Raw genomic sequence first — 24,019 nt, forward strand, 5'->3', positions numbered from 1 at the left:
CCGACCGCTCCGAGCGGAGGCTGCCCGAAAGGAGAAAGGCCGACATGAGCACGGTGCCGCCCGAGGCGGAGGCCGAGATACTCGCCGAGCTCCGACGGCTGCGAGCCCGCGTACCCCAGCTCACCGGCGCCCTCGCCGCCAGCGTCGACGGCCTCGTGCTCGCCCAGGACAGCGCCTCCGTCGAGGGCGAGACCGTCGCCGCCCTGACCGCGGCCGCCCTCGGCGTGGCCCAGCGGCTGAGCGACAGCACCGGCCAGGGCGGATTCCGCGAACTGCTGGTCCGCGGCGAGGACGGATACGTGGCCACCTACGCGGCGGGCGAGGCGGCCGTGCTCACCCTGACCGCGGAGACGCGCGTCAACGTCGGGCGCCTCCACCTGGAGGCCCGGCGCTCCAGCCTGCGCATAGCCGAGCTCATAGACCACACCCTCGGGCGGCGGGGTGCCGCCTCGCGGACCGCCCCGCCCCTCCCGCCTGTTCCACCCGCCCCACCCGTCCAGCCCGCTTGACCCCCATACCTGCCGACACCAGAACCCAGCCGGGTCCGGTAACGCCCAGCGAGAAACGAGAAAGAGGAACCAGTCATGGCAAATGTCGAGACCACGCTCAAGGCAGCCACCACCACCATCGACGGCGCACTAGGCGCCGCCCTGGTCGACTACGGCAGCGGAATGGCCCTCGGTACCGTGGGCGGCGGCAAGGACCTCGACCTCGCGGTCGCCGCCGCGGGCAACACGGACGTGGTCCGCGCCAAAGTCCGCACGATGGAGATGCTGGGACTCAAGGACGAGATCGAGGACATTCTCATCACCTTGGGGAACCAGTACCACCTGATCCGCCTCTTGAAGGGCAGGGGTTCCTCGGGCTTCTTCCTCTACCTCGCCCTCGACCGGGGGCGGGCCAACCTCGCGATGGCCCGCCACCAGCTGAAGTCGATCGAGGCGGAGCTGGAGATCTGACCGGGGGGTCTCCTCCCGGCCGCGCCCCGCCGGGCGGCGCGGCAGCGCATCGTCGAGGTGGCGGGCGGCTGAATTCTTTGCCGTCCGCCCCGGCGATCAGCCGTGGTATGCCCGATATCGGAGGAGTTCGTGATTCCGCTAGCTAGTAAGATGCTGTGAGTAGCTGATCATCGATAAAGCACCAAAACGCTGGAGAACCCGCCACCCATGCCCCCGCGCCTGAGCATCGTCGTCCCCGTCTACAACGTCGAGCTCTACCTCGACGAGTGCCTGGAATCCATCGCCGCTCAGACCTTCGGCGACTTCGAGGCCATCCTCGTGGACGACGGGTCCACGGACACCAGCGCCGTCATCGCCAAGGCTTTCGCGGCGAAGGACAAGCGCTTCCGGGTCGTGATGCAGGAGAACGCCGGCCTCGGCGCCGCCCGCAACGTCGGAGCCCGGCACGCCCACAAGGACAGCGAGTACCTGGCCTTCGTCGACAGCGACGACACCATGCCGGACTACGCCTACCAGCGGCTGATCGAAGCGCTCGACGAGACGGGCTCGGACTTCGCCGGCGGCAACGTGAAGCGCTTCCGCTCCGTCGGCATGTCCCAGTCCTGGGGCCACCGGGCCGCCTTCGCCAAGACCCAGCTGAAGACCCACATCTCCAAGTTCCCGGCGCTGGTCACCGACCGCACCGCGTGGAACAAGGTCTACCGGCGCACGTTCTGGGACGAGCACGGCTTCCAGTACCCGGAGGGCATCCTCTACGAGGACGCCCCGGTCAGCATCCCCGCGCACTACTTCGCGTCCAGCGTCGACATCCTCAGCGACTGCGTCTACCACTGGCGCGTCCGCGAGACCGGCGAGCGCTCCATCACCCAGCGCGCCACCGACCCGGTCTCCCTCATCGACCGCGTGAAGTCCGTACGCCTGGTCCGCGAGTCCCTCAAGGCCAAGCAGGGCGCCAAGTACGCCCGCTACCTGCGCGACTACGACTACAACGTGCTGAGCGAGGAACTCCCGCTCATCTACAAGTACGTCGGTGAAGGCGGCGCCGACTTCCGCGCCGCGTTCGTCAAGGAGGTCGGCGGCCTCGTCCGCGAGATCGGCACCGGCCCCTGGTCCGACCTGACCGTCGCCGACCGCCTCAAGGCGTTCCTCGCCAGCGAAGGCCGCGTCGAGGACTTCATCGCCCTCCAGGACCACCAGCGCGACTACCACTACAGCGTGCCGGTCAAGGGACTCGCGCGCCCGCAGGCCGACTACCCGTTCCTGCAGGGCCGCCCGCCGGTCCCCGCCAAGATCCTCACCCTCGGCCCGCGTGAGCGCCGCGTCGTCAGCCGCCTGGAGCAGGCGGCCTGGGCCGACGGCAAGCTGCTCCTGCGCGGCTACGCCCTGCCCGGCCACCTCGGTGCGGAGAGCCGCCTCGGCTCCCGCAAGATGCTGATCTTCCGCGAGGGGGGCAAGCGCCGCCGCTCCGTCGTCAGCGCCCGTACGGTCGCCTCCCCGATGGCCACCGTGAACGCCCCGCACCTCGCGCTGCGGCACGCCGACTGGGCCGGCTTCACCGCCGTCGTCGACCCCTCGATCTTCCAGTCGGGCGGTAAGTGGCACGAGGGGATATGGACCACCTCCGTCGCCGTCACCGGGGCCGGCGGCCTGCACCGCGCCCGCCTCAGGGGCGGTGAGCACGACACCGGCCAGAACCCGCCCGCGCACTGGGTGGCCCCGGACGTCCGGATCGTCCCCGCCATCTCCGGCTCCTTCACCGTCCAGGTGGAGATCGTGCGCGCCCGTGCCCTGGACGTGCGCCCTGCCGGTGACGACGCCGTCGAGATCGCCGGTGAGCTCGCTCCCGCGATCGGCAGCGCCACCACCCTCCAGGCCGTCCACGTCTCCACCGGCGCCGTCCTCACCTTCCCGCTGGAGACCGCCGCGTCCGGCGCCGGCCGGATCCCCTTCACCGCCCGCGTGCCGCTGGCCGACCTGGCCGCCGTACCGGACGCCCCGTGCGAGCCCGGCGAGTGGACCCCGGAGCCCTGGAGCCTGGCCGTGATCGGCGCCGACGGCACCGAGCACCGCCTGGCCCACGACGAGCGCGGCGGCTTCGCCGGTCTGGTCCTGCCCCTGCCGGGCGGGGACGCGGACCGCGCCCTGTTCGCCAAGCGCGGCAACACCGGCCACCTGACCCTCTCCGTGCAGCCCTCGCCGCCGCTGATCGACGCCGTCGAGGCCAAGGACGGCACCCTGAACCTGCGCGGCCGGTTCGTCGCACCCACCGACGAGCCGTACGAACTCGTCCTGCACAACGCGCACGGCGTGGAGTTCAGCTACCCCGTCACGCGCGACGGCGACACCTTCGAGGCCGCATTCGAGCCCGTGCTCGCCGAGGCGTACGCGGGCCGCACCACGCTGCCCGAGGGCCGCTGGTGGCCCACCCTGCGCCCGGCCGCCCAGGGCGGAACGACCGCCGGCCTGCTCGGCGTCGACCGCGGCGCCCCCGTGCAGATGGGCCCCGGCCTGCTCTTCTCCGGACCGCACCCCCTCACCGTGCAGGGCCGCCGGATGCGGGTCGAGACCCGCTTCCACGACCGCATGGTGCTGGTCGCCGACCCGCTGCTCAGCCCGCACGACCGCTCCCGGTACGCCCAGCGCGTCGCCCGTTTCGAGACCTACCCGGCGCAGCGCGCCCTGCCGGTCAAGGACGTCGTCGTCTACGACACCTTCCAGGGCAACGGCGCCGGCGACTCCCCGCGCGCCATCCACGAGGAGCTGGTGCGCCGCGGCGAGAAGCTGGAGCACATCTGGCTGGTCCGCGACGGCCGCGCCGAGGTCCCGGCGACCGCACGCGCCGTGCAGTACGGCAGCGTGGAGTCCTGGGAGCTGCTGGCCCGCGCCCGCTACTACGTGACGAACGACAACGTGCCGCTGCGCTTCGAGCGCCGCGCCGGGCAGGTCGTCGTCCAGACGTGGCACGGCACGCCGATCAAGCAGATCGGCCACGACTTCGTGCACGACTACTACACGAGCCCGGAGATCCTGGAGGGCCTGGAGCACGACAGTGCCCAGTGGACCCTGCTCGCGTCCCCGAGCTCGTACGCGACGCCCATCCTCAAGCGCGCCCTCGGCTACGACGGCGAGGTCATCGAGGCCGGCAGCCCGCGTACGGACGCACTGGTACGGCCCGACGCGGAGCGCATCGCCGAGGTCCGGCGGCGGCTCGGCCTGCCCGAGGGCAAGAAGGTCGTCCTGTACATGCCCACCTGGCGGGAGAACTGCGAGGGCTGGTCGGGCGGCTACAAGCTCGACCTGCGGATCGACCTGGACCAGGCCCGCCGCGAGCTGGGCGAGGACCACGTCCTGCTGGTCCGCGGCCACCACCACGTGGGCGAGCAGGTGCGCGAGGGCGTGCGCGACGGCTTCGTCGTCGACGTCTCCCGCTGGCCCGACGCCGCTGACCTGCTGCTCGTCGCCGATGTGCTGATCTCGGACTACTCCTCCGCAATCTTCGACTTCGCGCTCACCGACCGGCCGATCCTGCTCTTCACGTACGACCTGGCGCACTACAAGGGCACCCTGCGCGGCTTCAACTTCGACCTGGAGGAGAAGGCCCCCGGTCCGCTGCTGGCGGACTCGGCGAGCCTGATCGAGGCCGTACGGAACGCGGACACCGTCGGTGAGCAGTACGCCCAGGCGCGTGCGGCGTTCCGCGAGGAGTTCTGCGACCTGGACGACGGCCGGGCCACCGAGCGAGTCGTCGACCGCATGCTCGCCATGGGCGCCGAGCCCGCGAAGTAGGCCGAACGGGCGAATTCGCCGCCGAACACAGACCGGCCCCGGGCCCACCGATGAAATTCGGGCCCGGGGCCGGTCTGTATGTGAGGACGTACGCACGCCGCACGCGCGCAGCACGCACGCACTCGCATGGAGGCAGCCATGAGCAGCAACGGATTCACCACGTGTCTGTGGTTCGACGGCGACGCGGAGGCCGCCGCCGACTATTACCTGTCCGTCTTCAAGGACGGCAAGATCGGCCGGATCGGCCGCTACACGGATGCGGGCCCCGGGCAGCCGGGCTCGGTGATGATCGTCGAGTTCGAGGTCAACGGGCAGAAGTTCGTCGGCCTCAACGGCGGACCGGAGTTCCCCTTCACCGAGGCGATCTCCTTCCAGATCCACTGCGCCGACGAACCCGAGGCGGACTACTACTACGACGCGCTGACCAAGGACGGCGGCCAGGAGTCCGCGTGCGGCTGGGTCAAGGACAGGTTCGGGGTGTCCTGGCAGGTCATCCCGCCCGGCGCCATCGACCTGGTCAGCGACCCGGACCCGGAGCGGGCCGCCCGCGCCACGGCCGTCATGATGAAGATGAAGAAGCTCGACGTGGCGGAGATGCGGCGGGCGGCCGACGGGTTCTCGGGCTAGAGCGTCACGGGTTCTCGGGCTGGACCGTCACGGGTTTTCGGGCTGGAGCGTCACCCGGTCGGCGGCGATCCGGGCCAGGAGGGCCGGCAGGGCGGTTCCGATCGGTTCGCGGACGATCTCGTCGGCGAGGGAGTCGTACGGGGTCTCCTCGGCGTTCACGATGATCAGCCGGGCCCCCGCCTCCGCGGCCATCCCGGCCAGCGAGGCGGCGGGCTGCACCTGGAGGGTCGACCCGACGGCGATGAAGATCTGGCAGCCCTTGGCCACGGCCATCGCCTGACCCAGTACCTCCGGGTCGAGCCGCTGGCCGAACATCACGGTCGCCGCCTTGAGGATCCCGCCGCACGCCAGGCAGGCGGGATCCGGCTCCCCGGCGGCGACCCGGGCGAGCGCCTCGTCCATGCCCGACCGGGCGCGGCAGGCCGTGCACACCACCGACCGGGCCGTGCCGTGCAGTTCGAACACCTTGCGGGCGGGCATCCCGGCGAGCTGGTGCAGCCCGTCCACGTTCTGCGTGATGACCCGTACCGGGGTCCCGCCGCGCTCCAGCTCCGCCACGGCCAGGTGCGCGGCATTGGGCCGCGGCCGGAGCGCGCCGAGCTCGGCACGCATCAGCCAGGACCGGCGCCGGATCTCCGGATCGGCCATGTAGTACTCGTACGTCACGAGCTTCTCGGCGTCCGGATCACGCCGCCACAGCCCCTGCGGCCCCCGGTAGTCCGGAATCCCGGAATCGGTGGACATCCCGGCCCCACTGAACACTGCGACAAGCGGCTTCCCCATGATCCGACCCTACGTACGTGCCCCGGGTGCCCGCGACCCGATTACCGCGCCACCCTTTCGGATGCTCAGGCGTGTCCCCGTGCACCCGTCTGGGCCTTCCCCGGATCACGTCACCGGGGGCGGTAACCGGTGTGCCCGGGGCCCGGAGGGTCGTTTCTGCGGTGAATCAGGGCCTCCACTGGGGTGAGATCCGGGCCGCGTTCCGGCCCTTGCCCCCGACAGGCGGGTACAAACCCGACATGAAGCTCAAGCCGTACAGCCTTGGCGCCCTGCTGCTGACCCTGCTGGCGTCGGCGACCCTCTCGTCCGTTCCCGTTCCCGCTCTTGCCGCGCCGGTGGCCACCCCGGTCCCGGTGCAACACACCGCCGACGTGATCGGCCGCTTCCTCGTCGGTTTCTACGGCGACCACGGCCCGTCCCTTCGCGACCGCGAGACCCGGGTCTCGCAGCTGCTCAAGGACAAGCAGAAGGAGAGCCTGGGCGCCGACGTCCTGCTCTGCGCCCAGAACGAGCCGCAGAGCATCGCGGTCGGCCCGGTGACCGTCGCCCAGTCGGCCGGGGTCGGCTGGGCCACCGTCACCACCCACTGGGAGGAGGGACTCACCGACACCTTCACCGCCTACGTACGTCTCGACTCCGAGCCGATCCGGGTGGACGACGTGATCTGCGCGGGCTGACATCCGTACACAGGGCTGAAGAATGGCCATGAACTCACCTGCCGCTACGAGTGGTTCGCGGTGCTCCGCCCTCGAACCGGTCCGCTCGGGCATCTGCTACAACATCGGCATGACGGGATTCGAGATCACCGGCGCGAGCGCCGCAGACATGGAGATGATCCGCGGCTGGGCCGACGAGGAGGGCTGGAATCCGGGGGACTCGGACCGGTTCGCCTTCGCGGTCGCCGACCCGGAGGGCTTCCTCGTCGGCCGGCTCGACGGCGAACCGGTGGCCTGCGTCTCCGCGGTCCGTTACGGCGCCGGCTTCGGTTTCATCGGCTTCTACATCGCCCGTCCCGCCTTCCGCGGGCAGGGCTACGGCATCCGGCTCTGGGACGCGGCGATGGAGCGGCTCGACGGGCGGCTCATCGGCCTGGACGGGGTCGTCGAGCAGCAGGACAACTACCGCAAGTCCGGCTTCCGTCACGCCTGGAACAACGTCCGCCACGAAGGCGTACCGCAGGGGGAGGCTGTGGGTGCCGACGGCGTCGAGGTGGTGGACGCGGCCTCGCTGCCCTTCGGGAAACTCGCCGCCTACGACCGGCGGTTCTTCCCCGAGGCGCGCGACGCCTTCCTCTCCGCCTGGACCGCACTGCCCGGCCGGACCGCCCTGGCCGCCGTCCGCGCCGGCCGGATCGAGGGAATCGGCGTCGTCCGCCCGTCCAGCGGGGCCTCCCGGATCGGCCCGCTCTACGCGGCCACCCCCGGCGTGGCGGCCACCCTGCTGCGCGGACTCGCGGAGCAAGCGCCCGGCGGGCTGGTGTCCGTGGACGTACCGGACGCGAACCCGGAGGCCGCCACCCTGTTCGCGGGCCTCGGGCTGGTCCCGGTCTTCGAGACCGCCAGGATGTACACGGGCCCGGCCCCCGCACTCGAACTGGCCGGCATCTACGGGGTCACGAGCCTCGAACTGGGCTGACACACGTCATGCCGAGAGTCTGAGGACCGCGTCGAGCAGGCATTTGCCGCCGAACATCAGGTCGGTGATCCGGGCGTGTTCGTCCGGTGCGTGGATGAGGCGCATGATGTCCGCGTCACTCGCCGAGGGGAAGAATCCGACCACCTTCGTGTCGGGGAAGGCGCGGGCGTCCGTGGCGGCCGGATTGATGTACGGCAGGACCCGCGCACCCGGTTCGTGGGCGGCGAGGGTATCGCCCAGAGCCCGCAGGAGTTCCGGGTCGTCGTGCACGCCGTTGCTCACTCTGCCGTGCAGCAGCGACACCTCGGCACGGTCTCCAACTGCTTTCTGCACCTGCTCCGCCCACCCATCGGGCAGCTCACCCGGCAGCAGGCGGCCGTCCAGCACCCCGGTTTCGAGCCCTCCGAGCACGAATCCGCGCTGCGCCGACTCGATCGGCGCATCAGAATCGCAGGCGGATTCACAGTGCACGACCACCGGTTCCTGATCGAAGCGCAAGCAGGAAGGTGGTCGGCGGTTGAGCCCGGCCGGGCGGCTGTCGACGTGCCGCCCGGCCGGTGCCCGCACTGAGCGGCTGTCAGAAGCCGAACAGCGCGCCGGTGGTGTTGCGCATGCCGCACGGGTTGCCGAAGGTGTACTCGTAGTTCAGCCGGCGGCCCTGCCACACGCCGTCGGCCGTCACCGTCATGGGGTTCCACTCCTTGGTACACGCGGTACCGGGCTCGGGCGCCGCGAGGGCGTCCAACCGGGGCGCGTTCGACCGTAATTCGGCACAGGCGGCGGCCGGGTTCGGGTGCGTCCCGCCCGGTGTCGGTGCACACACCAGCGTCACCGCGCGCAGCACGGTGCCGGTCGCGGTGTCGTCCCCGGCGGTCACCCCGAGTACGAGCGCGGACGGGGCGTACAGGCTTTCCGTGCCGGAAGGGGCGGCTCCGGCCGACCCGGGCCAGGCCAGCGCGGTGAGCGCGGTGAGCGCCATGGCGGCGGAACCGAGCCCGAGACCCCTGGTGATGGACCGCATTTCGAACACTCCCTTGGGTTGTTGTTTCGGATAGCGGACAGAGTCTTGCCCACGCGGGCCGTGAACGCCCGTTCGCACCCCCATTTTTCGTCACCCATCGTGTACGGATGATTGCAGACCGGAGCGGTGTGGCACGGGCTGACCTGTGGGGGAGCGGCTCGCCGAATCGGCTGAACACCGACCGGAGACACGCGCGAAACCCTTGCGAAATCCACCTGCGAGGAGGTTTGGGATCCCTGCCGGGGGCCCTGCCGCACGTCCGCAGCGGCAGCGTGATCCCCTGGGAGGCCCTCGGTGCGAGGGCGCGCGGGCGCACGCGTTCGCGGCCCTGGCGGTGGTCTGCGCCACCCTCCCGGCCGCGGTGTCCCTGTGCTGCCTTGCCGGGCCCGACTTCCGCCTAGGCCGAGGCGCGCGGGGCGTACAGGTCGAGGAGCCGGGTGCGGGTCTGGTGCAGCCGCAGGGCCAGGACCCGCCCGACCCAGTGACCGATCGCGGACCCGAAAGCGGGATCGGCGTCCATGAGCATCCGTACCCTCCCGCCGTCGAACTCGTACGCGCGCACCGGCGTCATCGCCTCGGCGCTCAGCTGCCACACGTACGGCGGGAACAGCCAGGACCAGCCCACCAGCTCACCGGGGCCGAGGTTCTCCACGGGCGCCGGCCGCCGCCCGTGCACGGGGATCTGCAGGGTCACCGTGCCGGAGCGGACGATCCAGAAGGAGTCCGCCCGGGTGCCTTCCTCGAAGATCGCCGCATTCTCGGAAAAATTGACCTCGCGGGCCTGGGACATCAGCCGGCCACGATGCTCGGTGGACAGCACGGCAGCCATCCGGACGGGGGAAGGTGTGCTCACGACGGCCTCCGATCACGACCCCCCACGGCGCACTGATACACCCAGTGTCGCCGACGCACGCCCGATCCAGACCGGATCGGGCGGCGCTTCTTCCGGGCAGCGCGGATCGGCCCGCATGCCGTCCGTCCCGGCGCGGACGCGGATACGGTATGCGCCGCGCCCGCCCCGGGCTACTCCTCGGCGTTCGCCTCCAGACAGGCCAGCTCCATGGCGTCCAGCACCGCCTCGTGGCTGCGCCCGCTCAGCTCGGCGACGTTCTCGATCTGCGCCGTCGCCCAGGCCGCCAGCGTCATCGCGAGCACCCGCAGCCCGTCGGTGCCGTAGTCCGCCAGAACCGCGTCGGTGACGATCATGGCGTCCTCGGGCACCTGCTCCGGCGGCTCCAGGCCCGCGAGGCCGCGCAGCATGGCGAGAGTGCGGCGCGAGATCTCCGGCGTCAGCCTCGCCAGCCGCATGTCCTCTTCTTCGTCCATCCGCCCCACCCCTCCACCCTCCGGTGCCGTGCCCATCACCCTCAGGGCACGGTAGAGGGGACGCGGCCCCGCGCGGGGCAGTTTCGCCAGGGTGGCCACCCGGGGGCCGGGACCGACCGGGAACATGACCGGCGGCCGCCGTCCGGATCCGGACGGCCGGACCCCGGCAGGCGCGGGACGAAGGTGTACGGGCGCGGCGCGATTCGGCATCCGATACGTCAAGTGGGGTGAACCGAGCGCCGATTAACCCTAGGGTGCGCCCGTACGCATGGCCGCGGCCCGCCGTCCGGCGGTTTCCGGCCATGACTCGGCGGCCGCGCGCGATACGGCCGCACAGCACACCGAACTGGGGGGTTCATGCGCACATCCAGACGACTGGCGGCTGCTCTCGCCCTGTCCCTGGCCGGAACCGGCGCAGGCCTGGGCCTCGGCCTCGTCCCGCAGGCGGCGGCCATCACCCCGCCCGTGGCGTTCACCGCGGACGCACTGCCGACCTGGCAGCCCAACGGCGTGGTCTGGGCCCTCGCCGAGGCGGGCGGCAAGGTCTTCGTCGGCGGCACCTTCTCCGCCGTACGCCCGCCCGCGGGCGGCGCCGGCAGCGAGCAGCCGGCCGTGAACTTCGCGGCGCTCGACGCCGCCACCGGCGCCCCGACCTCCTGCGCGCTGTCCTTCACCATCGGCTCCGGCACCGCGACGGTCCGCGCGCTCACCCTCTCGCCCGACAAGCAGACCCTCTACGCGGGCGGCTACTTCGGCGCCGTCAACGGCACCCCGGTCTCCAGCCTCGCCGCCATCGACGTGGCCACCTGCGCCGTGAAGCCCGCGTTCCGTCCCGCCTTCGCGGCCACCGTACGGGCCCTCGCCGTCACCGGCGACACCGTCTACGCGGGCGGCGACTTCCTCAGCGTGGCCGGCCAGCCGCGCGAACGCTTCGCCGCCGTCGACGCGGCCGACGGGGCGCTGAAGCCCTTCACCGCCGACGCCGACGAGCCCGGCCGCGCCGTCGAGGTCACCCCCGACGGCAACCGGGTGGTCCTCGGCGGCGACTTCTTCACCGTCAACGGTACGAACACCCACGCACTGGCCGTCGTCGACGCGACGAGCGGCGCGCTCACCAAGTCCTACCCCGGCTTCATCGAGACCAACTCGGTCGTCAAGGACATTGCGACCGACGAGACCGGGTTCTACACCGCCAACGAGGGCACGGGCGGCGGCGTCTTCGACGGCCGGATCGCACTCAACCTCTCCGACTTCGGCCAGCGCTGGCGCGACACCTGCCTCGGCGCCACGCAGGCCGTGCTGCCGTACCAGAGCGTGCTCTACAGCGCCTCGCACGCCCACGACTGCTCCAGCGTCGGCGAGTTCCCCGACGGCCAGCGCCACCACCTGCTCGCCCAGCCCACCGGCGGCACCGGCAAACTGGGCTGGGCCCCCGACACCAACGACGGCATCGGCGAGGGCATCGGCCCGCGCGTGATGACCGTCGGCTCCAAGGGCGGCGTCCAGTACCTGTGGGTCGGCGGCGAGTTCACCACCGTCAACGGCGCGGCGCAGCAGAGCCTGACGCGTTTCGCTTCCACCGGGGACACCGGCGCGCCCAGCGTGCCCCTCGCAAGTGCCGTCAGCTTCAAGCCCGGTGAGGCCCAGGTGCGCTGGCGCACCAGCCTCGACCTCGACGACAGCGCGCTGACCTACCGGATCTACCGCAACGGCGCGGCCACGCCGATCGCCACGGTCACCGCGGACTCGCTGTTCTTCCGCCGCCCCCAGGCCTCCTGGACCGACACCACCGTGACCCCGGGCCAGACGTACACGTACCGGGTGACCGCGACCGACGCGGCCGGGAACACCAGCGCCCTGTCGGGCACCGCGAGCGTGACGGTCCCGGCCTCGGTGGACGGCTACCCGAACCAGGTGCGCGCCGACGGAGCCCAGCAGTACTGGCGCTACGACGAGTCCGCCCTGCCCTTCGTCGCCGACTCCTCGGACGGCGGAAACCAGAGCGGCGTGCACCTGAACGCCCCCGCCCTGCGCCAGACGCCCGGCGCGGTCTCCGGCGCGAGCACGGCGATCGGGTTCAACGGCACGGACACCCAGGTGTACGGGGACAAGCGCCAGAACGTGGGCAGCACCTACACCATCGAGACCTGGTTCAAGACGAACACCACCCGCGGCGGCAAGCTCTTCGGCTTCGGGAACAACCAGTCGCGCGGCAGCAACCAGTACGACAAGCACCTCTACATGACCAATGACGGCCGCCTGGTCTTCGGCGTCTACACCGGCGCCACCCGCACGGTCACCACCGGCGCCGCGTACAACGACAACCAGTGGCACCACGCCGTCGCCACCCAGGGGCCCGGCGGGATGACCCTCTACGTGGACGGCGTACAGAAGGGCACGCTGAACGTCACCACGCACGAGAACTTCTCCGGCTACTGGCACGCCGGCGGCGACAGCCTCGGCGGCTGGCCGGACCGTCCGACGAGCGAGTACTGGGCTGGCCAGCTCGACGAAACCGCCGTCTATCCGACCGTCCTGAGCTCGGCGCAGGTGCAGAACCACCACGCCCTCGCCACCGCCCCGGCCGACTCGGTGGTGCGGGTGACCGCCTCGGAGGACACGTACGCCAACGCGGGCGCGCCCGACACCAATTACGGGACCTCGAGCTCGCTCGCCGTGCGGGGCACCTCGTTCTACGCGAGCTACCTCCGCTTCAACCTGCCCGCCGCTCCGGCGGGCACGGTGCTGAAGTCGGCCACCCTCAGCGTCAAGACGAGCACGATGAGCGGCGCCGGTACGGCGGACACCGTCTCGGTCGTCCCGGTCACCGGGTCGTGGACCGAGGGCGGGACCACGTACTCCAACCGCCCGGCCCTGGGCGGTCCGGCGCTCGGCAGCTTCGCGGGGATCCCCGACGGCTCGGCGGTGCATACCGCGGGGCTGGACACCCAGACCGTCGCCGCGGCCCTCGGCGGCGGATACGGCCTGGCCCTGAGCAGCGCCGGTACGGACGCCTTGTGGCTGTGGTCCTCGGAGGCGCAGGCCAACGAGGGCACCCCGCAGCTGACGCTGACCTTCGGCGCGCCGTGATGTAGCGCGCGCCCGGAACTCAGGCGAGGGAGTACACGAAGGTGTATTCCACGGAGGAGTCGCCGTGCCGGAAGGTGAACCCGCCGGAGCCCGTCAGTCCGGCGAGATCGCCGGTGCCGGAGCCCGGCACCACCTCGAAGCGGCAGACGGTGCCGGTCGGGTCGAAGCTGCCGCGCTCCTCCAGTACGAAGGTGCCCTTGCGGCCGTCGACGCTGCCGGAGAGCAGTTCCATGCCGGTGTACGTGCCGACGTTCTCCCCGGTGTAGGCGATCGTGTAGGCGCAGGTGGTCCGGTTCGCCTCGACCCCGCCGGTGAAGGAGTTGGCGACCTCGGCGTGGGCGAGGCGCGGGGTGGCCTCCGCGGGGCCGACGGGCTGCTCCTGCCAGTCGGCGAAGGTGAAACGGCCGCCGGTCTCTACGGGCGTGGGCATGGTGATCCTTTCGGCGGGACCCGGAGGGCTCGTCCCCGCCCGGGCCGTTCATCGGTCTGTGCCCACAGGCTGGCAGCCGTACCTGACACCTTCTGTCAGGTAGGGCGACAATCAGTGCCATGCGCGCCGACCGGCTTCTCTCCCTGCTCCTGCTCCTGCAGAACCGCGGCCGGATGACCGCGCCCGAACTCGCCGCCGAGCTCGAGGTGTCCGTCCGTACCGTCTACCGCGACGTCGAAGCCCTCGGCGCCTCCGGAGTCCCCGTCCTCGCCGACCGCGGCCCGGCCGGCGGGTACCGGCTGGCGGACGGCTACCGCACCCGTCTCACCGGCCTGACCGACGTCCAGGCCGGCTCCCTCTTCCTCGCCGGCGCCCCAGGCCCCGCGCGGGAACTCGGTCTCGGCGCCGAGCTGGCCGCCGCCCAGCTGAAGCTCCAGGCCGCGCTCCCCGCCCCACTCGCCGAACGGGCGCGAACGATCCAGGACCGTTTCCACCTCGACGCGCCCGCCTGGTTCCGGGACGCCGACCCCGTCCCGCACCTCGCGCGGATCGCCCAGGCCGTCTGGGACCAGCGGGTCCTGCACACCCACTACCGCCGCTGGGGCGGCGAGGTGCACCGCGCTCTGCATCCGCTCGGCCTCGTCCTCAAGGGCGGCATCTGGTACCTCGTGGCCCGGGCCGTGGACTCCGCGGATTCCACGGAGTCCGCGGAAGCGGTGGAATCGGTGGATTCCGTTCGGACCTACCGGGTCTCCCGGTTCCTGGCGGTGGACACCGCGGCCGACGCCTTCGAGCGGCCGGCCGGATTCGAACTCGCCGCGTACTGGGGGGAGTCCACCCGCCGTCTGGACGCCGTCCTCCACCAGCAGACCGCCGATCTGCGGCTCTCGCCCCGTGGGCAGCGGCTGCTGCCGATGCGGTTCGGCGCGGCGGGCGTACGGGCGCTCGAGGCAGCCGGCCCGGCCGACGCGGAGGGCTGGGTGCGGATCCGGCTCCCCGTGGAGTCCGAGGCCGTCGCGGTCGGCGACCTCCTGCGGCTGGGCACGGACGCCGAGGTCCTCGGCCCGCCCGAGCTGCGCTCGGCCCTCGCCGGCACGGTCGCCGCGCTCGCCGCCCGCTACCGCTGACACCCGCCGCCGTGTTCGGGCCGCCCGAGGGCGGACGTCGTCCTGCTCACCCTGAGCCGAGGGACTCCCAGCGGATCTCGCCGTCCTGGCGGAACGGGGTCGGGCGCAGCCCGCAGGCCGCGGCGACGGCCGCCGAGGCGGCGTGGTCCGGGTGGACGTGCGCGACCAGCAGGCCGACGGGCAGCTCCGTCAGCCAGTCGGCGAGGGCCCGGGCGGCCTCCGTGGCGAACCCGTGGCCCTGCCAGGGGCGCCGACGGTCCAGGCCAGCTCGGCCCGGTCGAGGGCCGCGCCGATCGTGGCCTGGACGGTGCCGACCAGCCGCCCCTGGCCGCGCATCCGCAGCACCCAGTTGGCCCAGACGACCGCCGGGTCGGGGGAGCCGGCGGCGAGCCGCTCGTAGCGGGCGCGCAGCGCCCTGGCCGACAGCGGTGCCCCGCCGGTGAAGGCGTGGAGAGCGGGATCGGCCAGGACGAGGGCCATCTCGTCGGCGTGCGAGGGGTGCAGGGGGACCAGGTCGAGACGCCGGGTGGCGAGCAGGGGCGGCCGGACACCGGACCGGCGGACCTTGCCCGCCGCGCCCGGGCGGGGGACGCCGTCCACGGCCAGGCAGATGCCGAACACCCGGTCGTGCCCGGTCCAGCCGTTCACGCGGCCTCGGTTGTTGCTGATCTGCACGCGCCGGCGGGCGGTGTCCACCGCCGAGACCAGATGCAGGTACACGGAGCCGGAGACGCGGGCCAGGACGATGTCGCCGACCTCGAGCAGCGCCGGGTCGACCGGTGCCACACGGCACTGCCGACGGCTGTGGATCAGGGGCGCCATCGATCCGCCGGCCGGCCGGAACTCCACGGTCTCGCCCCTGCCGATGCGGTCCGCCAGTGCGTCGAGCATGCCCATCCGTCGAGTGTCGTGGTGCGGGGCGGCGCGGGCCACCGGTTTTGGCGGCGGCGGTCAGCGCGGGGGTTCCACCTCGAGGAAGCGGCGGCGGCGGGGGCCCCGGTAGAGGAGGCAGACCCAGCCCAGCCGTTCCAGTGCGGCCGCGCAGGCGGTCAGCCGCTCCTGTTCCTCCTCGGCCGCGCCGCTGCCCTTGGGGCCGGCCCAGGTCACCTCGGCCCGGCCGGGCTCCGGGCCGGCGGCCACCCGATAGCCAGTCCGCGTCGGCAGGCCCTCCGCGTCCGCCGCCGACGGTGTGATCCCCGACGCCTCCAGTACGAGGGCCACCGCGCGGGGCAGCTGCCGCACCTCCCACGGCGCGGGAACCGCCTCGCCCGCCGGGCCGTTGACCAGTCGGCGGATCTGCAGCAGCCCCTCGTAGGCCGTGCGCAGTTCCGCCGCACGCCCGGCGTCCGGCGCGGCCGGGCCGTCGCCGGTCGCGGGCTCGAAACCCTGCCCGGGTACCGCCATCACCCACCACCCCGCCGCAGCGCGTCATCCGTCTGAGTACCTTGTGCCCAACGGCCTGAGTATCCGCCCCGATTCCCCGCCGCGCCGCCGCTGGTCGAATGGGGCCATGATCTCCGAGGCCCCCAGCGGCGCGCCGACCCGCCCGCGCATGCAGCACGTGACCACCGCCGGTTCGGCCCTGGCCGTCGCCCTGGTCCCGCTCGTCGTCGGCGTGCTGCTCGCCAAGGCGATGGCCGCCGACCCGATGACCCCGGTCAACGCCCTCATCGCGGGCGGCGGCCAGCGGGCCGCGCTGCCCCGGGGCGAATGGCGCCGCCGCGGCCGCAGCACCGTGCACCGGCTGCGCACCGCCCGCCGGGACACGGTCCGACGGTGCGCCGGCGTCTGCGGCCGCCGCCCCTGAGACTCCGATTCCCCGGCCCGCGCGGTCAGCGGCCGTACTGGCGCAGGCACAGGTCGACGATGGACGGCGGAACAGCCCCCTCCACCGCCGCGCACAGCTCGTCCAGACCGGGTGGCGGGGCAGGCCGACGCAGCGGGTGGGGGAGCGTGGGCTTGGCCGAGCGCGACCGCCGGGGCGGCGCCGCCGGTTTCGCGGGCCGCGAGGCGGGCGGCCGGGCGGCCCTGGCCGGAGGCCGCCCTTCCGACGGATCCGGACCCGGCGCGTCCGCCGCGCCCGTCGGTAGCTCACCCAGCGGCAGCGACTGCGGCAGGGGCGCCGGCACCGGAGGCGGTGCGTCGGGCGCGTCGGCGGGCGATACGGAACCGCCCGAGGGAACCGGAGCCGAATCCTGCGCGCCGACGGAGACGCAGCCGGCGCTCGCCAGGAGCGCGAGAAGGGAGAGGGGCACGGCCCGGCGTAACTGCATCCGACCACCTTGCCGTACGGCCCGGCCGGCCGGGTCCACCGCCTCACGCGTCCGGGTGACGGCGGCTTCCGGGAATTACCGGGGCGGCCGGAGAATTGGAACGGCAGTGCGGATGACGGGGGAGGCGCGACCCCCGGCGCCCCGTGCTGCCGTGTCCTGCCCGCCGATCAGCCCGTACGGAGTACCGATCCATGACCTCAGCCGCCGCGCCCGGCACCCCCGCGCCGACTCCCGAGCCCGACCACGAGCCCGACCACGAGCCCGACCGTGAGCCCGACCGTGAGCCCGGTTCATCCGCATATGCTGAGAAATCTGATGGGGGGTCTGCCTGGAAGGGCTGGGCGGCCGTCTGCGCCCTCGCGCTCGGGATCTTCTGCCTGATCACCTCCGAGCTGCTGCCCGTCGGCCTGCTCACCCCCGTCGGGGCCGACCTCGGCGTCTCCGACGGGACCGCCGGTCTGATGGTCACCGTGCCCGGACTGGTCGCCGGGCTCTGCGCACCACTCGTCACCGTCGGCGCCGGCCGGCTCGACCGGCGGCTCGTGCTCTGCGTGCTCATCGCCCTCATGGCCGCCGCCAACATCGTCGCCGCCCTCGCCCCGACCTTCGCCGTCGTCCTCGCGGCCCGCGTCCTGGTGGGCGTCAGCGTTGGCGGGTTCTGGGCCATCGCGGGCGGGCTCGCCGTACGGCTCGTCCCCCGGCGCCACGTCGGCCGGGCCACCGCGCTCGTCTTCGGCGGCGTCCCCACCGCCTCGGTGCTCGGCGTCCCCGCGGGGACCCTGCTCGGCGAACTCGGCAGCTGGCGCACCGCCTTCGCGGCGGTCGGCGCCCTCGGCCTCGTCACCCTGACCGCGCTGCTCCTGCTCCTGCCCCCGCTGCCCCCGACCCGGAACATCACCTTCGCCCAACTCCCCGCCCTGCTCCGCTCGAACCGCGGAGTCCGCGCGGGGGTCATCGTCACCTTCCTCGTGGTGACCGGGCAGTTCGCCGCCTACACCTTCGTACGGCCCGTCCTCCGGGACGTCTCCGGCATCGACGCCGAGTACGTGAGCACCCTCCTGCTCGGGTACGGGGTCGCGGGCGTGGCCGGCAACTTCCTGGCCGGGGCGCGCGGGGCGCACCGCACCCTGCTCACGATCAGCGCCTGCCTCACCGTGATCCTCGCCCTGATCGCCGTCCTCCCCGGAGCCGTCGCCGGGACCGCGCTGCTGCTCGCCTGGGGGCTCGCGTACGGCGGGGTCTCGGTGACCCTGCAGAGCTGGATGCTCACCTCGGCTCCGGCCTCGGCCGAGGCCGCCACCTCCCTCATGGTGGCCATGTTCAACCTGGCCATAGCGGCGGGCGCGTTGCTCGGCGGGCTCGCGGTCGACGGAATCTCGGCTCCCGCCGCCCCGCTCGGCGGAGCCGCCCTGATGCTCCTGGCCGCGGGCACCGTCTGGGCCACGTCGGTCCGCCGGCAGCCCGGCAGAACGGATGGACAAGGGCAGACCGGACACCCGGCTTGACCGGGGCCGTCGTGGAGGCAAGAGTGCGCCGGTCGAGAACCACCGCTTGAGCTGCACTTCGGAGATGCCTCAGATGTCCCAGCCGGGGAGACACCGTGTCCCACGACTCCGATGAGAGCGCGGGCATCCCCGACGACCATCTGCTCGTACGTCCGTACGTCGCCCCCTCGGGCGGACCGTCCCGGGCGACGGCCCCCGCCTGGCCGCAGACCGGGCCCCTCGCGTTCCCGGGCCCGGCGACGGCGCCCAGCGGCGCTGCTCCCGCCCCGGTGCCCGCTCCGGCCCCCGCGTCCCCCGGCGCCCGCAGGCGCGGCGGCGGGCGGGGAGCGGCCGTCGCCACCCTGCTCGCGCTGGCCGCGGCCGGCGGGATCGTCCTCCTGCTGAACGGCCCCGATCCGGAACCGCCGGCCCGCTCCGAGCGGCCGCCCGAGCTGTCCGTGCCGGTGCTCCCGGCGCGCGGTGCGGATTCCGGCGGCGAGCCCGGGCCCGGCGCCTCCGCACGGTCCGGCGCGCCCTCGGCCAAAGCCAGTGCATCCGCGTCGCCGGGACCGTCCGGCCCGTCCGCGAAGCCGGCGCCCTCGCCGAGTGCGTCGGCCGTCCGACGCGCGGCCCCCGCCGCGACGCTGCGCATGGGGGACAGCGGGCCCGAGGTGCGCGCCCTGCAGGAACTGCTCTTCGGGCAGGGGTTCACGTACGTCTCGATCACGGGCGTGTACGACGGCCAGACCAAGCGCGGTGTCAGCCAGCTCCAGCGCGACCGGGGCATCAAGGGCGACCAGCCGGGCGTCTACGGTCCGGCCACGGCCGCGGCCTTCGGCTGACGCCCGACTCAGCGCCCGCCGGAGACCCGCAGCACGGCTCCCGTCGTGTACGAGGACTCCGGGGAGAGCAGCCAGGCGATCGCCCCGGCGATCTCCTCGGGCTGCCCGGGCCGGCCGAGCGGGATCCCGGCCGCGGCCCGGGCCGGGCGGTCGGGGTCGCCCATCGCCGCGTGCATGTCGGTCTCGATGATGCCCGGCGCCACGGCGTTGACCCGGATGCCGTCCGGGCCGAGCTCCTTGGAGAGGCCGATGGTCAGCGCGTCGGCGGCGGCCTTGGTCGCGGCGTAGTGCACGTAGTCGCCGGGGCTGCCGAGGGTGGCCGCCGCCGAGGAGACGTTCACGATCGCCCCGCCGCCCGACTCCGCCATGTCCCGGGCCGCGCGGCGGCAGCACAGCAGGTACCCGAGGAGGTTGACCTCGACGACCCGCCGCAGATCCTCGGTGCGGGCATCGGCGAGGCGGCCCAGCGGGCCGGTCACCCCGGCGTTGTTGACCAGCCCCGTCACCGTGCCCAGTTCGGCGCCGGCGATGTCGAAGAGCCGCTCGACGCCGGACTCCTCGGAGGTGTCCCCGCGTACGGTCACGCAGCGGGCCCCGGTGGCCCGTACCCGCTCGGCGACGGCCTCGGCTGCCGCCGCGTCCTGCGCGTAACCCAGCGCCAGGTCGTGCCCGTCGGCCGCCAGGCGCAGGCAGGTCGCCGCGCCGATGCCCCTGCTGCCGCCGGTGACGACGGTGACCGGACGAGGTGACACGGGGGCTCCTGGATGCCGAAGGTGCGTTCGGGGGCGAGGATACGCCAGGCGCCGAGACGGCCCTTAGCATCCCGAAATGCGCTGGACCAGTGGAAATGGCGGCGCCGAGAGTGGTCGTCGCTGCCACATCCGTACGTCCGAGGAGACCTTTCATGTCGACCTTGCGGGTCACCGCCGAAGAGCTGACCGTCCATGAGCATCCGAACGCCGACGCGTTGGAGCTGGCCCAGGTGGGCCTCTACCGAGCAGTGGTCGCCAAGGGCGCCTATCGCACCGGAGAGTTCGCCCTCTACATACCCGAGCAGGCCGTGCTGCCCGCCGAGTTGATCGAGGAGCTCGGGCTGACCGGGCGGCTCGCCGGAAGCTCCGCCGACCGCGTCAAGGCGGTCCGGCTGCGCGGAGAGCTCTCGCAGGGGCTGGTGTGCCGGCCGCGCGCGCTCGCCGACGTCGACCTGGTGCAGGCGGCCAAGGAGGGCACGGACTTCGCGGAGCTGCTCGGCATCACCAAATGGGCTCCGCCCGTCCCGACCACGATGAACGGCGACGTCGAGTCGGCTCCGGACCTGATGTCGTGGGTGGACATCGAGAACCTCCAGCGCTATCCGCACATCTTCGAGCCCGGCGAGCCCGTCGTCCTCACCGAGAAACTGCACGGCACCGCCTGCCTGTTCACGTACGTCGCCCAGGGCGAGCGGGTGCTGGTCTCCTCGAAGGGCTTCGGTGCGAAGGGGCTCGCGCTGAGCGAGGACGAGCGCAACGTGTACTGGCGGGCCGTACGCGGCCACGGCGTACCTGCGGTCGCGGCCGGGCTGGCCGCGCGGCTCGGCGCGTCGCGGATCGGGATCTTCGGCGAGGTGTACGGGGCGGGCGTCCAGGACCTGGCGTACGGGACCGACGTGCGCACCGCCGACACGCCGCCCGGGTACGCCGTCTTCGACGTGTCCGCCGAGATCGACGGGCAGGTGCGGTGGCTGGACCCGGCGGAGGTGCTGTCGGACGGTGAACTGCCGGTGGTGCCGAGGCTGTACGAGGGGCCGTACGAGCTCGGCAGGGTGCTGGAGGTGGCGAGCGGTCGGGAGACCGTGTCCGGGCGGGGCCTGCACCTGCGCGAGGGGGTCGTCATCCGCCCGGCGACGGAGCGGTACAGCCCGGTCGTGGGCGGCCGCGCGATCGCCAAGGCGGTCAGCCCGGCGTACCTGACCCGAAAGGGCGGCACGGAGTACGAGTGACGGGCCTTTGCTGATGTCGTCTGCCGGGCACAACCCAGCCCCGCCGGCGTGTGAGGTGCGGGGTCTGGGGCGGAGCCCCAGTTTCGGGAAGGGGCGGGGTGGGGGAATCGCCCCGCGCAGCGGCAGCACCCCGTCCCGGCGCGGGCGTTGACAGCGTCCGGGGTGGCCCGGGAGCATCTGGGAGAGCGCTCTCCCGGATCCTCCGCGGCGAAAGGGACACCGGCATGGACGGCCGTGACGAGCCCCGGCTCGATCTGCGCGCGGCGGTGCGGCTGCTGACCGGCGCCGATACCTGGCGGACCCACGCCGAACCTGCCGTCGAGCTACGGGAGATGGTGTTCTCCGACGGCCCGGCCGGGGTTCGCGGTCCCGGCTGGGACGAGGGGCGGACCTCCGTGCTGCTGCCCTCCGCCAGTGCGCTCGGCGCGCTCTGGGACGAGGAGCGGGTGCGCCGGCTCGGCGCGCTCCTCGGGGACGAGGCCCGCCGCAAGGGGGTGCACGTCCTCCTCGCGCCCACGCTCAACCTGCACCGCAGCCCGCTCGCCGGACGGCACTTCGAGTGCTTCGCCGAGGACCCGCTGCTCGCGGGCCGCACCGGGGCGGCCCTCATCCGCGGCATCCAGTCCTGCGGGGTGGCGGCCACCGCGAAGCACTACGTCGCCAACGACTCCGAGACCGGACGGCTGACCCTCGACGTCCGGGTCGAGGAACGCGTGCTGCACGAGCTGTACCTCGCGCCCTTCGAGGCCGCCGTACGTGCCGGGGTCTGGGTGGTGATGTCGGCGTACAACAAGGTCAACGGCCGGACCATGACGGAGAGTTCCCTGCTCGCGGATCCCCTGAAGGAGGAGTGGGGCTTCGACGGGGTGGTCGTCTCCGACTGGGGTGCCGGCCGGTCCGCGGTCGCTTCGGCCGCCGCGGCGCAGGATCTGCTCATGCCCGGCCCCGGCGGGCCCTGGGGCGAGGCGCTCCTGGCCGCCGTGGAGCGCGGACTGGTTCCGGCCGCGGCGGTCCGGGACAAGGCGCGCCGGGTACTGAGGCTCGCCGGCCGGGTCGGCGCCCTCGGGCCCCCGCCCCCGCCCCCGCCCCCGCCCCCGGCGGCGGCGGTGCCGAGGAGCCCGACGCGCGGCGCCTGCTGCGCGAGGCCGCCGCCGCGAGCTTCGTCCTGCTCGAGAACCGGGGCGTGCTGCCCCTGGACCCCCGGGCCCCGGCCGCCGTCGCCGTCATCGGGACGCACGCCGACGACCCCCGCGTCCAGGGCGGCGGCAGTTCCGAGGTGTTCCCGCACGCCGTGGTCACCCCGCTGGCCGGGCTGCGGGCGGCACTGCCCCGCAGGCGCGCCTCGTGTACGAGCCGGGCCCGCCCCCGGACGGCAGTGGCGGTCCGGCGCCGCTCGGCGCACGTCATGCCAGAGACCCGGAGACCGGCGCCCCCGGCGTACGGCTGCGCGTGCTCGACTCCGCCGACGCCGTGCTGCACTCCGCGCACCAGCCCTCCGGCCGGGTGCTGGAGCCCGAACTGCCTCCGGGCGCCCACACCGTCGAGCTGGCCGCCGTACTCCACCCGGATGCGACCGGAACCTGGACCCTCGGGCTCGGCGGCTTCGGCGCACTCGGCCTCACCGTGGAGAAAACGCCCGTGCTGGCGGGGGAGTTCCCGCCGGAGACGGATGATCCGGCCGTGGTACACGTGCGCCCGCCCCAGCGGACCGCCCGGGTCCACCTCACCGCCGGCCGACCCGTCGAGGTCCGGGCGCGCCGCCAACTGGCTCCCGGCACGGGCCGGGCCACCGTCCTGACGGCCGCCGGGCCCGCTCCCGACCCCGCCGGGGCACTCGCCGCCGCCGTGGCCGCCGCCCGCGAGGCCGACGTGGCGATCGTCTGCGTCGGCACCACCGATGGCGACGAGTCCGAGGGCCATGACCGCCGCTCGCTCCGACTGCCCGCGCCACAGGACCAGTTGGTGCGGGCGATCGCCCGCGGCCAGCCCCGTACCGTGGTCGTCGTCAACGCGGGCGGACCCGTCGAGCTCCCTTGGCGCACCGAAGTCGCCGCCGTCCTCCTCGCCTGGTTCCCCGGCCAGGAAGCCGGCCACGCCCTCGCCGACGTGCTCTTCGGCCGCGCCGAGCCCGGCGGCCGGCTCCCCACCACCTGGCCCGCGACCCTCGCCGACGCCCCCGTCCGCACCACCCGCCCCACAGGCGGCGTCCTCCCGTACGAGGAGGGGCTGCACATCGGCCACCGGGCCTGGCTGCGCACGGGCACGGGCCCCGCCTACTGGTTCGGCCACGGCCTCGGCTACACCACGTGGCGGTACGAGGCCCTCGGGGTGCCGCGGCCGCACGCGGGCGGCGGCTGCGAGATCCCCGTCGTGCTCCGCAACACCGGCGCCCGGCAGGGCCGCGAGGTCGTCCAAGTCCACCTGTCCCGGCCCGACTCGGCGGTCGAGCGGCCGGTGCGCTGGCTCGCCGGGTGGGCCGCCGTGCAGGCCGGACCGGGGGAGCGGGTGACGGCGTTCGTACGGATCCCCGCGCGCGCCCTCCAGCACTGGTCCCCGGCGGCCCGCGCCTGGGTGACGGAGCCGGGCCGGTTCACCGTACGGGCGGGACCCCACGCCGGTGAACTGCCGCTGCGGGTACGGCTGGACCCCGTCTAG

At 73.4% G+C, this 24,019-nt stretch carries 22 protein-coding genes and 3 pseudogenes; 15 read left to right on the forward strand and 10 right to left on the reverse strand.

Features of this window, described 5'->3' with window-relative positions:
- Positions 1–44: 44 nt before the first annotated feature.
- The 4 genes from OHA89_RS33435 (at position 45) to OHA89_RS33450 (ending at position 5,372) form a co-directional block, all read left to right on the forward strand.
- A complete protein-coding gene (locus OHA89_RS33435) occupies positions 45–509 on the forward strand; it encodes a roadblock/LC7 domain-containing protein (protein WP_257558061.1) in 465 nt (154 codons plus the stop codon).
- A gap of 75 nt (positions 510–584) precedes the next feature.
- Positions 585–959 (forward strand): hypothetical protein, encoded by a 375-nt coding sequence (locus OHA89_RS33440; protein WP_257558063.1) that lies wholly within the window; start codon positions 585–587, stop codon positions 957–959.
- 207 nt (positions 960–1,166) lie between these two features.
- On the forward strand, positions 1,167–4,745 hold the full coding sequence (locus OHA89_RS33445; RefSeq protein ID WP_266611546.1) for a bifunctional glycosyltransferase family 2 protein/CDP-glycerol:glycerophosphate glycerophosphotransferase: 3,579 nt from the start codon (positions 1,167–1,169) through the stop codon (positions 4,743–4,745).
- A gap of 138 nt (positions 4,746–4,883) precedes the next feature.
- The gene (locus OHA89_RS33450; RefSeq protein ID WP_257558067.1) at positions 4,884–5,372 is read left to right on the forward strand and encodes a VOC family protein; all 489 of its coding nucleotides are present in this window, start codon (positions 4,884–4,886) and stop codon (positions 5,370–5,372) included.
- A gap of 27 nt (positions 5,373–5,399) precedes the next feature.
- Here OHA89_RS33450 and OHA89_RS33455 read toward each other — a convergent pair whose 3' ends face one another.
- Positions 5,400–6,155 carry an SIR2 family NAD-dependent protein deacylase gene (locus tag OHA89_RS33455; RefSeq protein WP_406367793.1) on the reverse strand — a complete coding sequence of 252 codons (756 nt, stop codon included), beginning with the start codon at positions 6,153–6,155 and terminating at the stop codon, positions 5,400–5,402.
- Positions 6,156–6,394: 239 nt separating this feature from the next.
- On the opposite strand from OHA89_RS33455, the gene OHA89_RS33460 reads away from it, so the two are divergent.
- Both OHA89_RS33460 and OHA89_RS33465 read left to right on the forward strand, forming a co-directional pair.
- Positions 6,395–6,832 (forward strand): hypothetical protein, encoded by a 438-nt coding sequence (locus tag OHA89_RS33460; RefSeq protein ID WP_266611549.1) that lies wholly within the window; start codon positions 6,395–6,397, stop codon positions 6,830–6,832.
- Positions 6,833–6,941: 109 nt separating this feature from the next.
- Entirely contained in the window at positions 6,942–7,790 is an 849-nt protein-coding gene (locus tag OHA89_RS33465; RefSeq protein WP_266611550.1) for a GNAT family N-acetyltransferase, read from the forward strand.
- Positions 7,791–7,796: 6 nt separating this feature from the next.
- On the opposite strand, the gene OHA89_RS33470 is transcribed toward OHA89_RS33465, so the two are convergent.
- The 4 genes from OHA89_RS33470 to OHA89_RS33485 all read right to left on the reverse strand — a co-directional run bounded on the left by OHA89_RS33470 (position 7,797) and on the right by OHA89_RS33485 (position 10,137).
- Positions 7,797–8,261 carry a M20/M25/M40 family metallo-hydrolase gene (locus tag OHA89_RS33470; protein WP_266611551.1) on the reverse strand — a complete coding sequence of 155 codons (465 nt, stop codon included), beginning with the start codon at positions 8,259–8,261 and terminating at the stop codon, positions 7,797–7,799.
- A 106-nt stretch (positions 8,262–8,367) separates the two neighbouring features.
- Positions 8,368–8,811, reverse strand: a complete 444-nt coding sequence (locus tag OHA89_RS33475) for a subtilase-type protease inhibitor (protein ID WP_257558089.1) — start codon at positions 8,809–8,811, stop codon at positions 8,368–8,370.
- 397 nt (positions 8,812–9,208) lie between these two features.
- Positions 9,209–9,664 carry a Crp/Fnr family transcriptional regulator gene (locus tag OHA89_RS33480; protein WP_257558091.1) on the reverse strand — a complete coding sequence of 152 codons (456 nt, stop codon included), beginning with the start codon at positions 9,662–9,664 and terminating at the stop codon, positions 9,209–9,211.
- A 170-nt stretch (positions 9,665–9,834) separates the two neighbouring features.
- Complete coding sequence (locus OHA89_RS33485; RefSeq protein ID WP_257558093.1) at positions 9,835–10,137, reverse strand: hypothetical protein; 303 nt, start codon at positions 10,135–10,137, stop codon at positions 9,835–9,837.
- A gap of 357 nt (positions 10,138–10,494) precedes the next feature.
- Here OHA89_RS33485 and OHA89_RS33490 point away from each other — a divergent pair, with 357 nt between their 5' ends.
- Complete coding sequence (locus tag OHA89_RS33490; RefSeq protein WP_266611553.1) at positions 10,495–13,227, forward strand: DNRLRE domain-containing protein; 2,733 nt, start codon at positions 10,495–10,497, stop codon at positions 13,225–13,227.
- A gap of 19 nt (positions 13,228–13,246) precedes the next feature.
- Here OHA89_RS33490 and OHA89_RS33495 read toward each other — a convergent pair whose 3' ends face one another.
- On the reverse strand, positions 13,247–13,657 hold the full coding sequence (locus tag OHA89_RS33495; protein WP_266611555.1) for a DUF3224 domain-containing protein: 411 nt from the start codon (positions 13,655–13,657) through the stop codon (positions 13,247–13,249).
- A gap of 119 nt (positions 13,658–13,776) precedes the next feature.
- Here OHA89_RS33495 and OHA89_RS33500 point away from each other — a divergent pair, with 119 nt between their 5' ends.
- Positions 13,777–14,784 carry a helix-turn-helix transcriptional regulator gene (locus tag OHA89_RS33500; RefSeq protein WP_406367794.1) on the forward strand — a complete coding sequence of 336 codons (1,008 nt, stop codon included), beginning with the start codon at positions 13,777–13,779 and terminating at the stop codon, positions 14,782–14,784.
- Positions 14,785–14,830: 46 nt separating this feature from the next.
- Here the strand turns inward: OHA89_RS33500 and OHA89_RS33505 are convergent.
- Together OHA89_RS33505 and OHA89_RS33510 are read right to left on the reverse strand one after the other, a co-directional pair.
- A pseudogene (locus tag OHA89_RS33505) lies at positions 14,831–15,321 on the reverse strand (GNAT family N-acetyltransferase).
- 414 nt (positions 15,322–15,735) lie between these two features.
- Positions 15,736–16,188 carry a hypothetical protein gene (locus OHA89_RS33510; protein ID WP_266611557.1) on the reverse strand — a complete coding sequence of 151 codons (453 nt, stop codon included), beginning with the start codon at positions 16,186–16,188 and terminating at the stop codon, positions 15,736–15,738.
- Between the two features lie 106 nt (positions 16,189–16,294).
- On the opposite strand from OHA89_RS33510, the gene OHA89_RS33515 reads away from it, so the two are divergent.
- Positions 16,295–16,591 carry a hypothetical protein gene (locus OHA89_RS33515; protein ID WP_257558103.1) on the forward strand — a complete coding sequence of 99 codons (297 nt, stop codon included), beginning with the start codon at positions 16,295–16,297 and terminating at the stop codon, positions 16,589–16,591.
- A 25-nt stretch (positions 16,592–16,616) separates the two neighbouring features.
- Here OHA89_RS33515 and OHA89_RS33520 read toward each other — a convergent pair whose 3' ends face one another.
- Positions 16,617–17,057 carry a hypothetical protein gene (locus tag OHA89_RS33520; RefSeq protein WP_406367795.1) on the reverse strand — a complete coding sequence of 147 codons (441 nt, stop codon included), beginning with the start codon at positions 17,055–17,057 and terminating at the stop codon, positions 16,617–16,619.
- Positions 17,058–17,248: 191 nt separating this feature from the next.
- Here OHA89_RS33520 and OHA89_RS33525 point away from each other — a divergent pair, with 191 nt between their 5' ends.
- Both OHA89_RS33525 and OHA89_RS33530 read left to right on the forward strand, forming a co-directional pair.
- Entirely contained in the window at positions 17,249–18,562 is a 1,314-nt protein-coding gene (locus tag OHA89_RS33525) for an MFS transporter (protein WP_406367796.1), read from the forward strand.
- A gap of 95 nt (positions 18,563–18,657) precedes the next feature.
- On the forward strand, positions 18,658–19,383 hold the full coding sequence (locus OHA89_RS33530; protein WP_266611563.1) for a peptidoglycan-binding protein: 726 nt from the start codon (positions 18,658–18,660) through the stop codon (positions 19,381–19,383).
- 8 nt (positions 19,384–19,391) lie between these two features.
- Here OHA89_RS33530 and OHA89_RS33535 read toward each other — a convergent pair whose 3' ends face one another.
- A complete protein-coding gene (locus tag OHA89_RS33535; protein WP_266611565.1) occupies positions 19,392–20,135 on the reverse strand; it encodes an SDR family oxidoreductase in 744 nt (247 codons plus the stop codon).
- Positions 20,136–20,287: 152 nt separating this feature from the next.
- On the opposite strand from OHA89_RS33535, the gene OHA89_RS33540 reads away from it, so the two are divergent.
- The 4 genes and pseudogenes from OHA89_RS33540 (at position 20,288) to OHA89_RS33555 (ending at position 24,019) form a co-directional block, all read left to right on the forward strand.
- Positions 20,288–21,364: an RNA ligase (ATP) gene (locus tag OHA89_RS33540; RefSeq protein WP_266611567.1), complete on the forward strand. Its 1,077-nt coding sequence runs from the start codon at positions 20,288–20,290 to the stop codon at positions 21,362–21,364.
- A gap of 332 nt (positions 21,365–21,696) precedes the next feature.
- Positions 21,697–22,347: pseudogene (locus OHA89_RS33545) on the forward strand (glycoside hydrolase family 3 protein); the annotation flags it as partial.
- Between the two features lie 200 nt (positions 22,348–22,547).
- A pseudogene (locus OHA89_RS33550) lies at positions 22,548–22,661 on the forward strand (hypothetical protein); the annotation flags it as partial.
- 47 nt (positions 22,662–22,708) lie between these two features.
- Positions 22,709–24,019, forward strand: a complete 1,311-nt coding sequence (locus OHA89_RS33555; protein WP_406367797.1) for a glycoside hydrolase family 3 C-terminal domain-containing protein — start codon at positions 22,709–22,711, stop codon at positions 24,017–24,019.

It is taken from the genome of Streptomyces sp. NBC_01546, assembly GCF_045208355.1.
Classification (GTDB): domain Bacteria; phylum Actinomycetota; class Actinomycetes; order Streptomycetales; family Streptomycetaceae; genus Streptomyces.

Excerpts from the sequence above, each read along its gene's own strand:
- OHA89_RS33435 (WP_257558061.1), top strand. The coding sequence starts at position 45 with ATGAGCACGGTGCCGCCCGAGGCGGAGGCCGAGATACTCGCCGAGCTC.
- OHA89_RS33440 (WP_257558063.1), top strand. The coding sequence starts at position 585 with ATGGCAAATGTCGAGACCACGCTCAAGGCAGCCACCACCACCATCGAC.
- OHA89_RS33445 (WP_266611546.1), top strand. The coding sequence starts at position 1,167 with ATGCCCCCGCGCCTGAGCATCGTCGTCCCCGTCTACAACGTCGAGCTC.
- OHA89_RS33450 (WP_257558067.1), top strand. The coding sequence starts at position 4,884 with ATGAGCAGCAACGGATTCACCACGTGTCTGTGGTTCGACGGCGACGCG.
- OHA89_RS33455 (WP_406367793.1), bottom strand. The coding sequence starts at position 6,155 with ATGGGGAAGCCGCTTGTCGCAGTGTTCAGTGGGGCCGGGATGTCCACC.
- OHA89_RS33460 (WP_266611549.1), top strand. The coding sequence starts at position 6,395 with ATGAAGCTCAAGCCGTACAGCCTTGGCGCCCTGCTGCTGACCCTGCTG.
- OHA89_RS33465 (WP_266611550.1), top strand. The coding sequence starts at position 6,942 with ATGACGGGATTCGAGATCACCGGCGCGAGCGCCGCAGACATGGAGATG.
- OHA89_RS33475 (WP_257558089.1), bottom strand. The coding sequence starts at position 8,811 with ATGCGGTCCATCACCAGGGGTCTCGGGCTCGGTTCCGCCGCCATGGCG.
- OHA89_RS33485 (WP_257558093.1), bottom strand. The coding sequence starts at position 10,137 with ATGGACGAAGAAGAGGACATGCGGCTGGCGAGGCTGACGCCGGAGATC.
- OHA89_RS33490 (WP_266611553.1), top strand. The coding sequence starts at position 10,495 with ATGCGCACATCCAGACGACTGGCGGCTGCTCTCGCCCTGTCCCTGGCC.
- OHA89_RS33495 (WP_266611555.1), bottom strand. The coding sequence starts at position 13,657 with ATGCCCACGCCCGTAGAGACCGGCGGCCGTTTCACCTTCGCCGACTGG.
- OHA89_RS33500 (WP_406367794.1), top strand. The coding sequence starts at position 13,777 with ATGCGCGCCGACCGGCTTCTCTCCCTGCTCCTGCTCCTGCAGAACCGC.
- OHA89_RS33510 (WP_266611557.1), bottom strand. The coding sequence starts at position 16,188 with ATGGCGGTACCCGGGCAGGGTTTCGAGCCCGCGACCGGCGACGGCCCG.
- OHA89_RS33515 (WP_257558103.1), top strand. The coding sequence starts at position 16,295 with ATGATCTCCGAGGCCCCCAGCGGCGCGCCGACCCGCCCGCGCATGCAG.
- OHA89_RS33520 (WP_406367795.1), bottom strand. The coding sequence starts at position 17,057 with ATGCAGTTACGCCGGGCCGTGCCCCTCTCCCTTCTCGCGCTCCTGGCG.
- OHA89_RS33525 (WP_406367796.1), top strand. The coding sequence starts at position 17,249 with ATGACCTCAGCCGCCGCGCCCGGCACCCCCGCGCCGACTCCCGAGCCC.
- OHA89_RS33540 (WP_266611567.1), top strand. The coding sequence starts at position 20,288 with ATGTCGACCTTGCGGGTCACCGCCGAAGAGCTGACCGTCCATGAGCAT.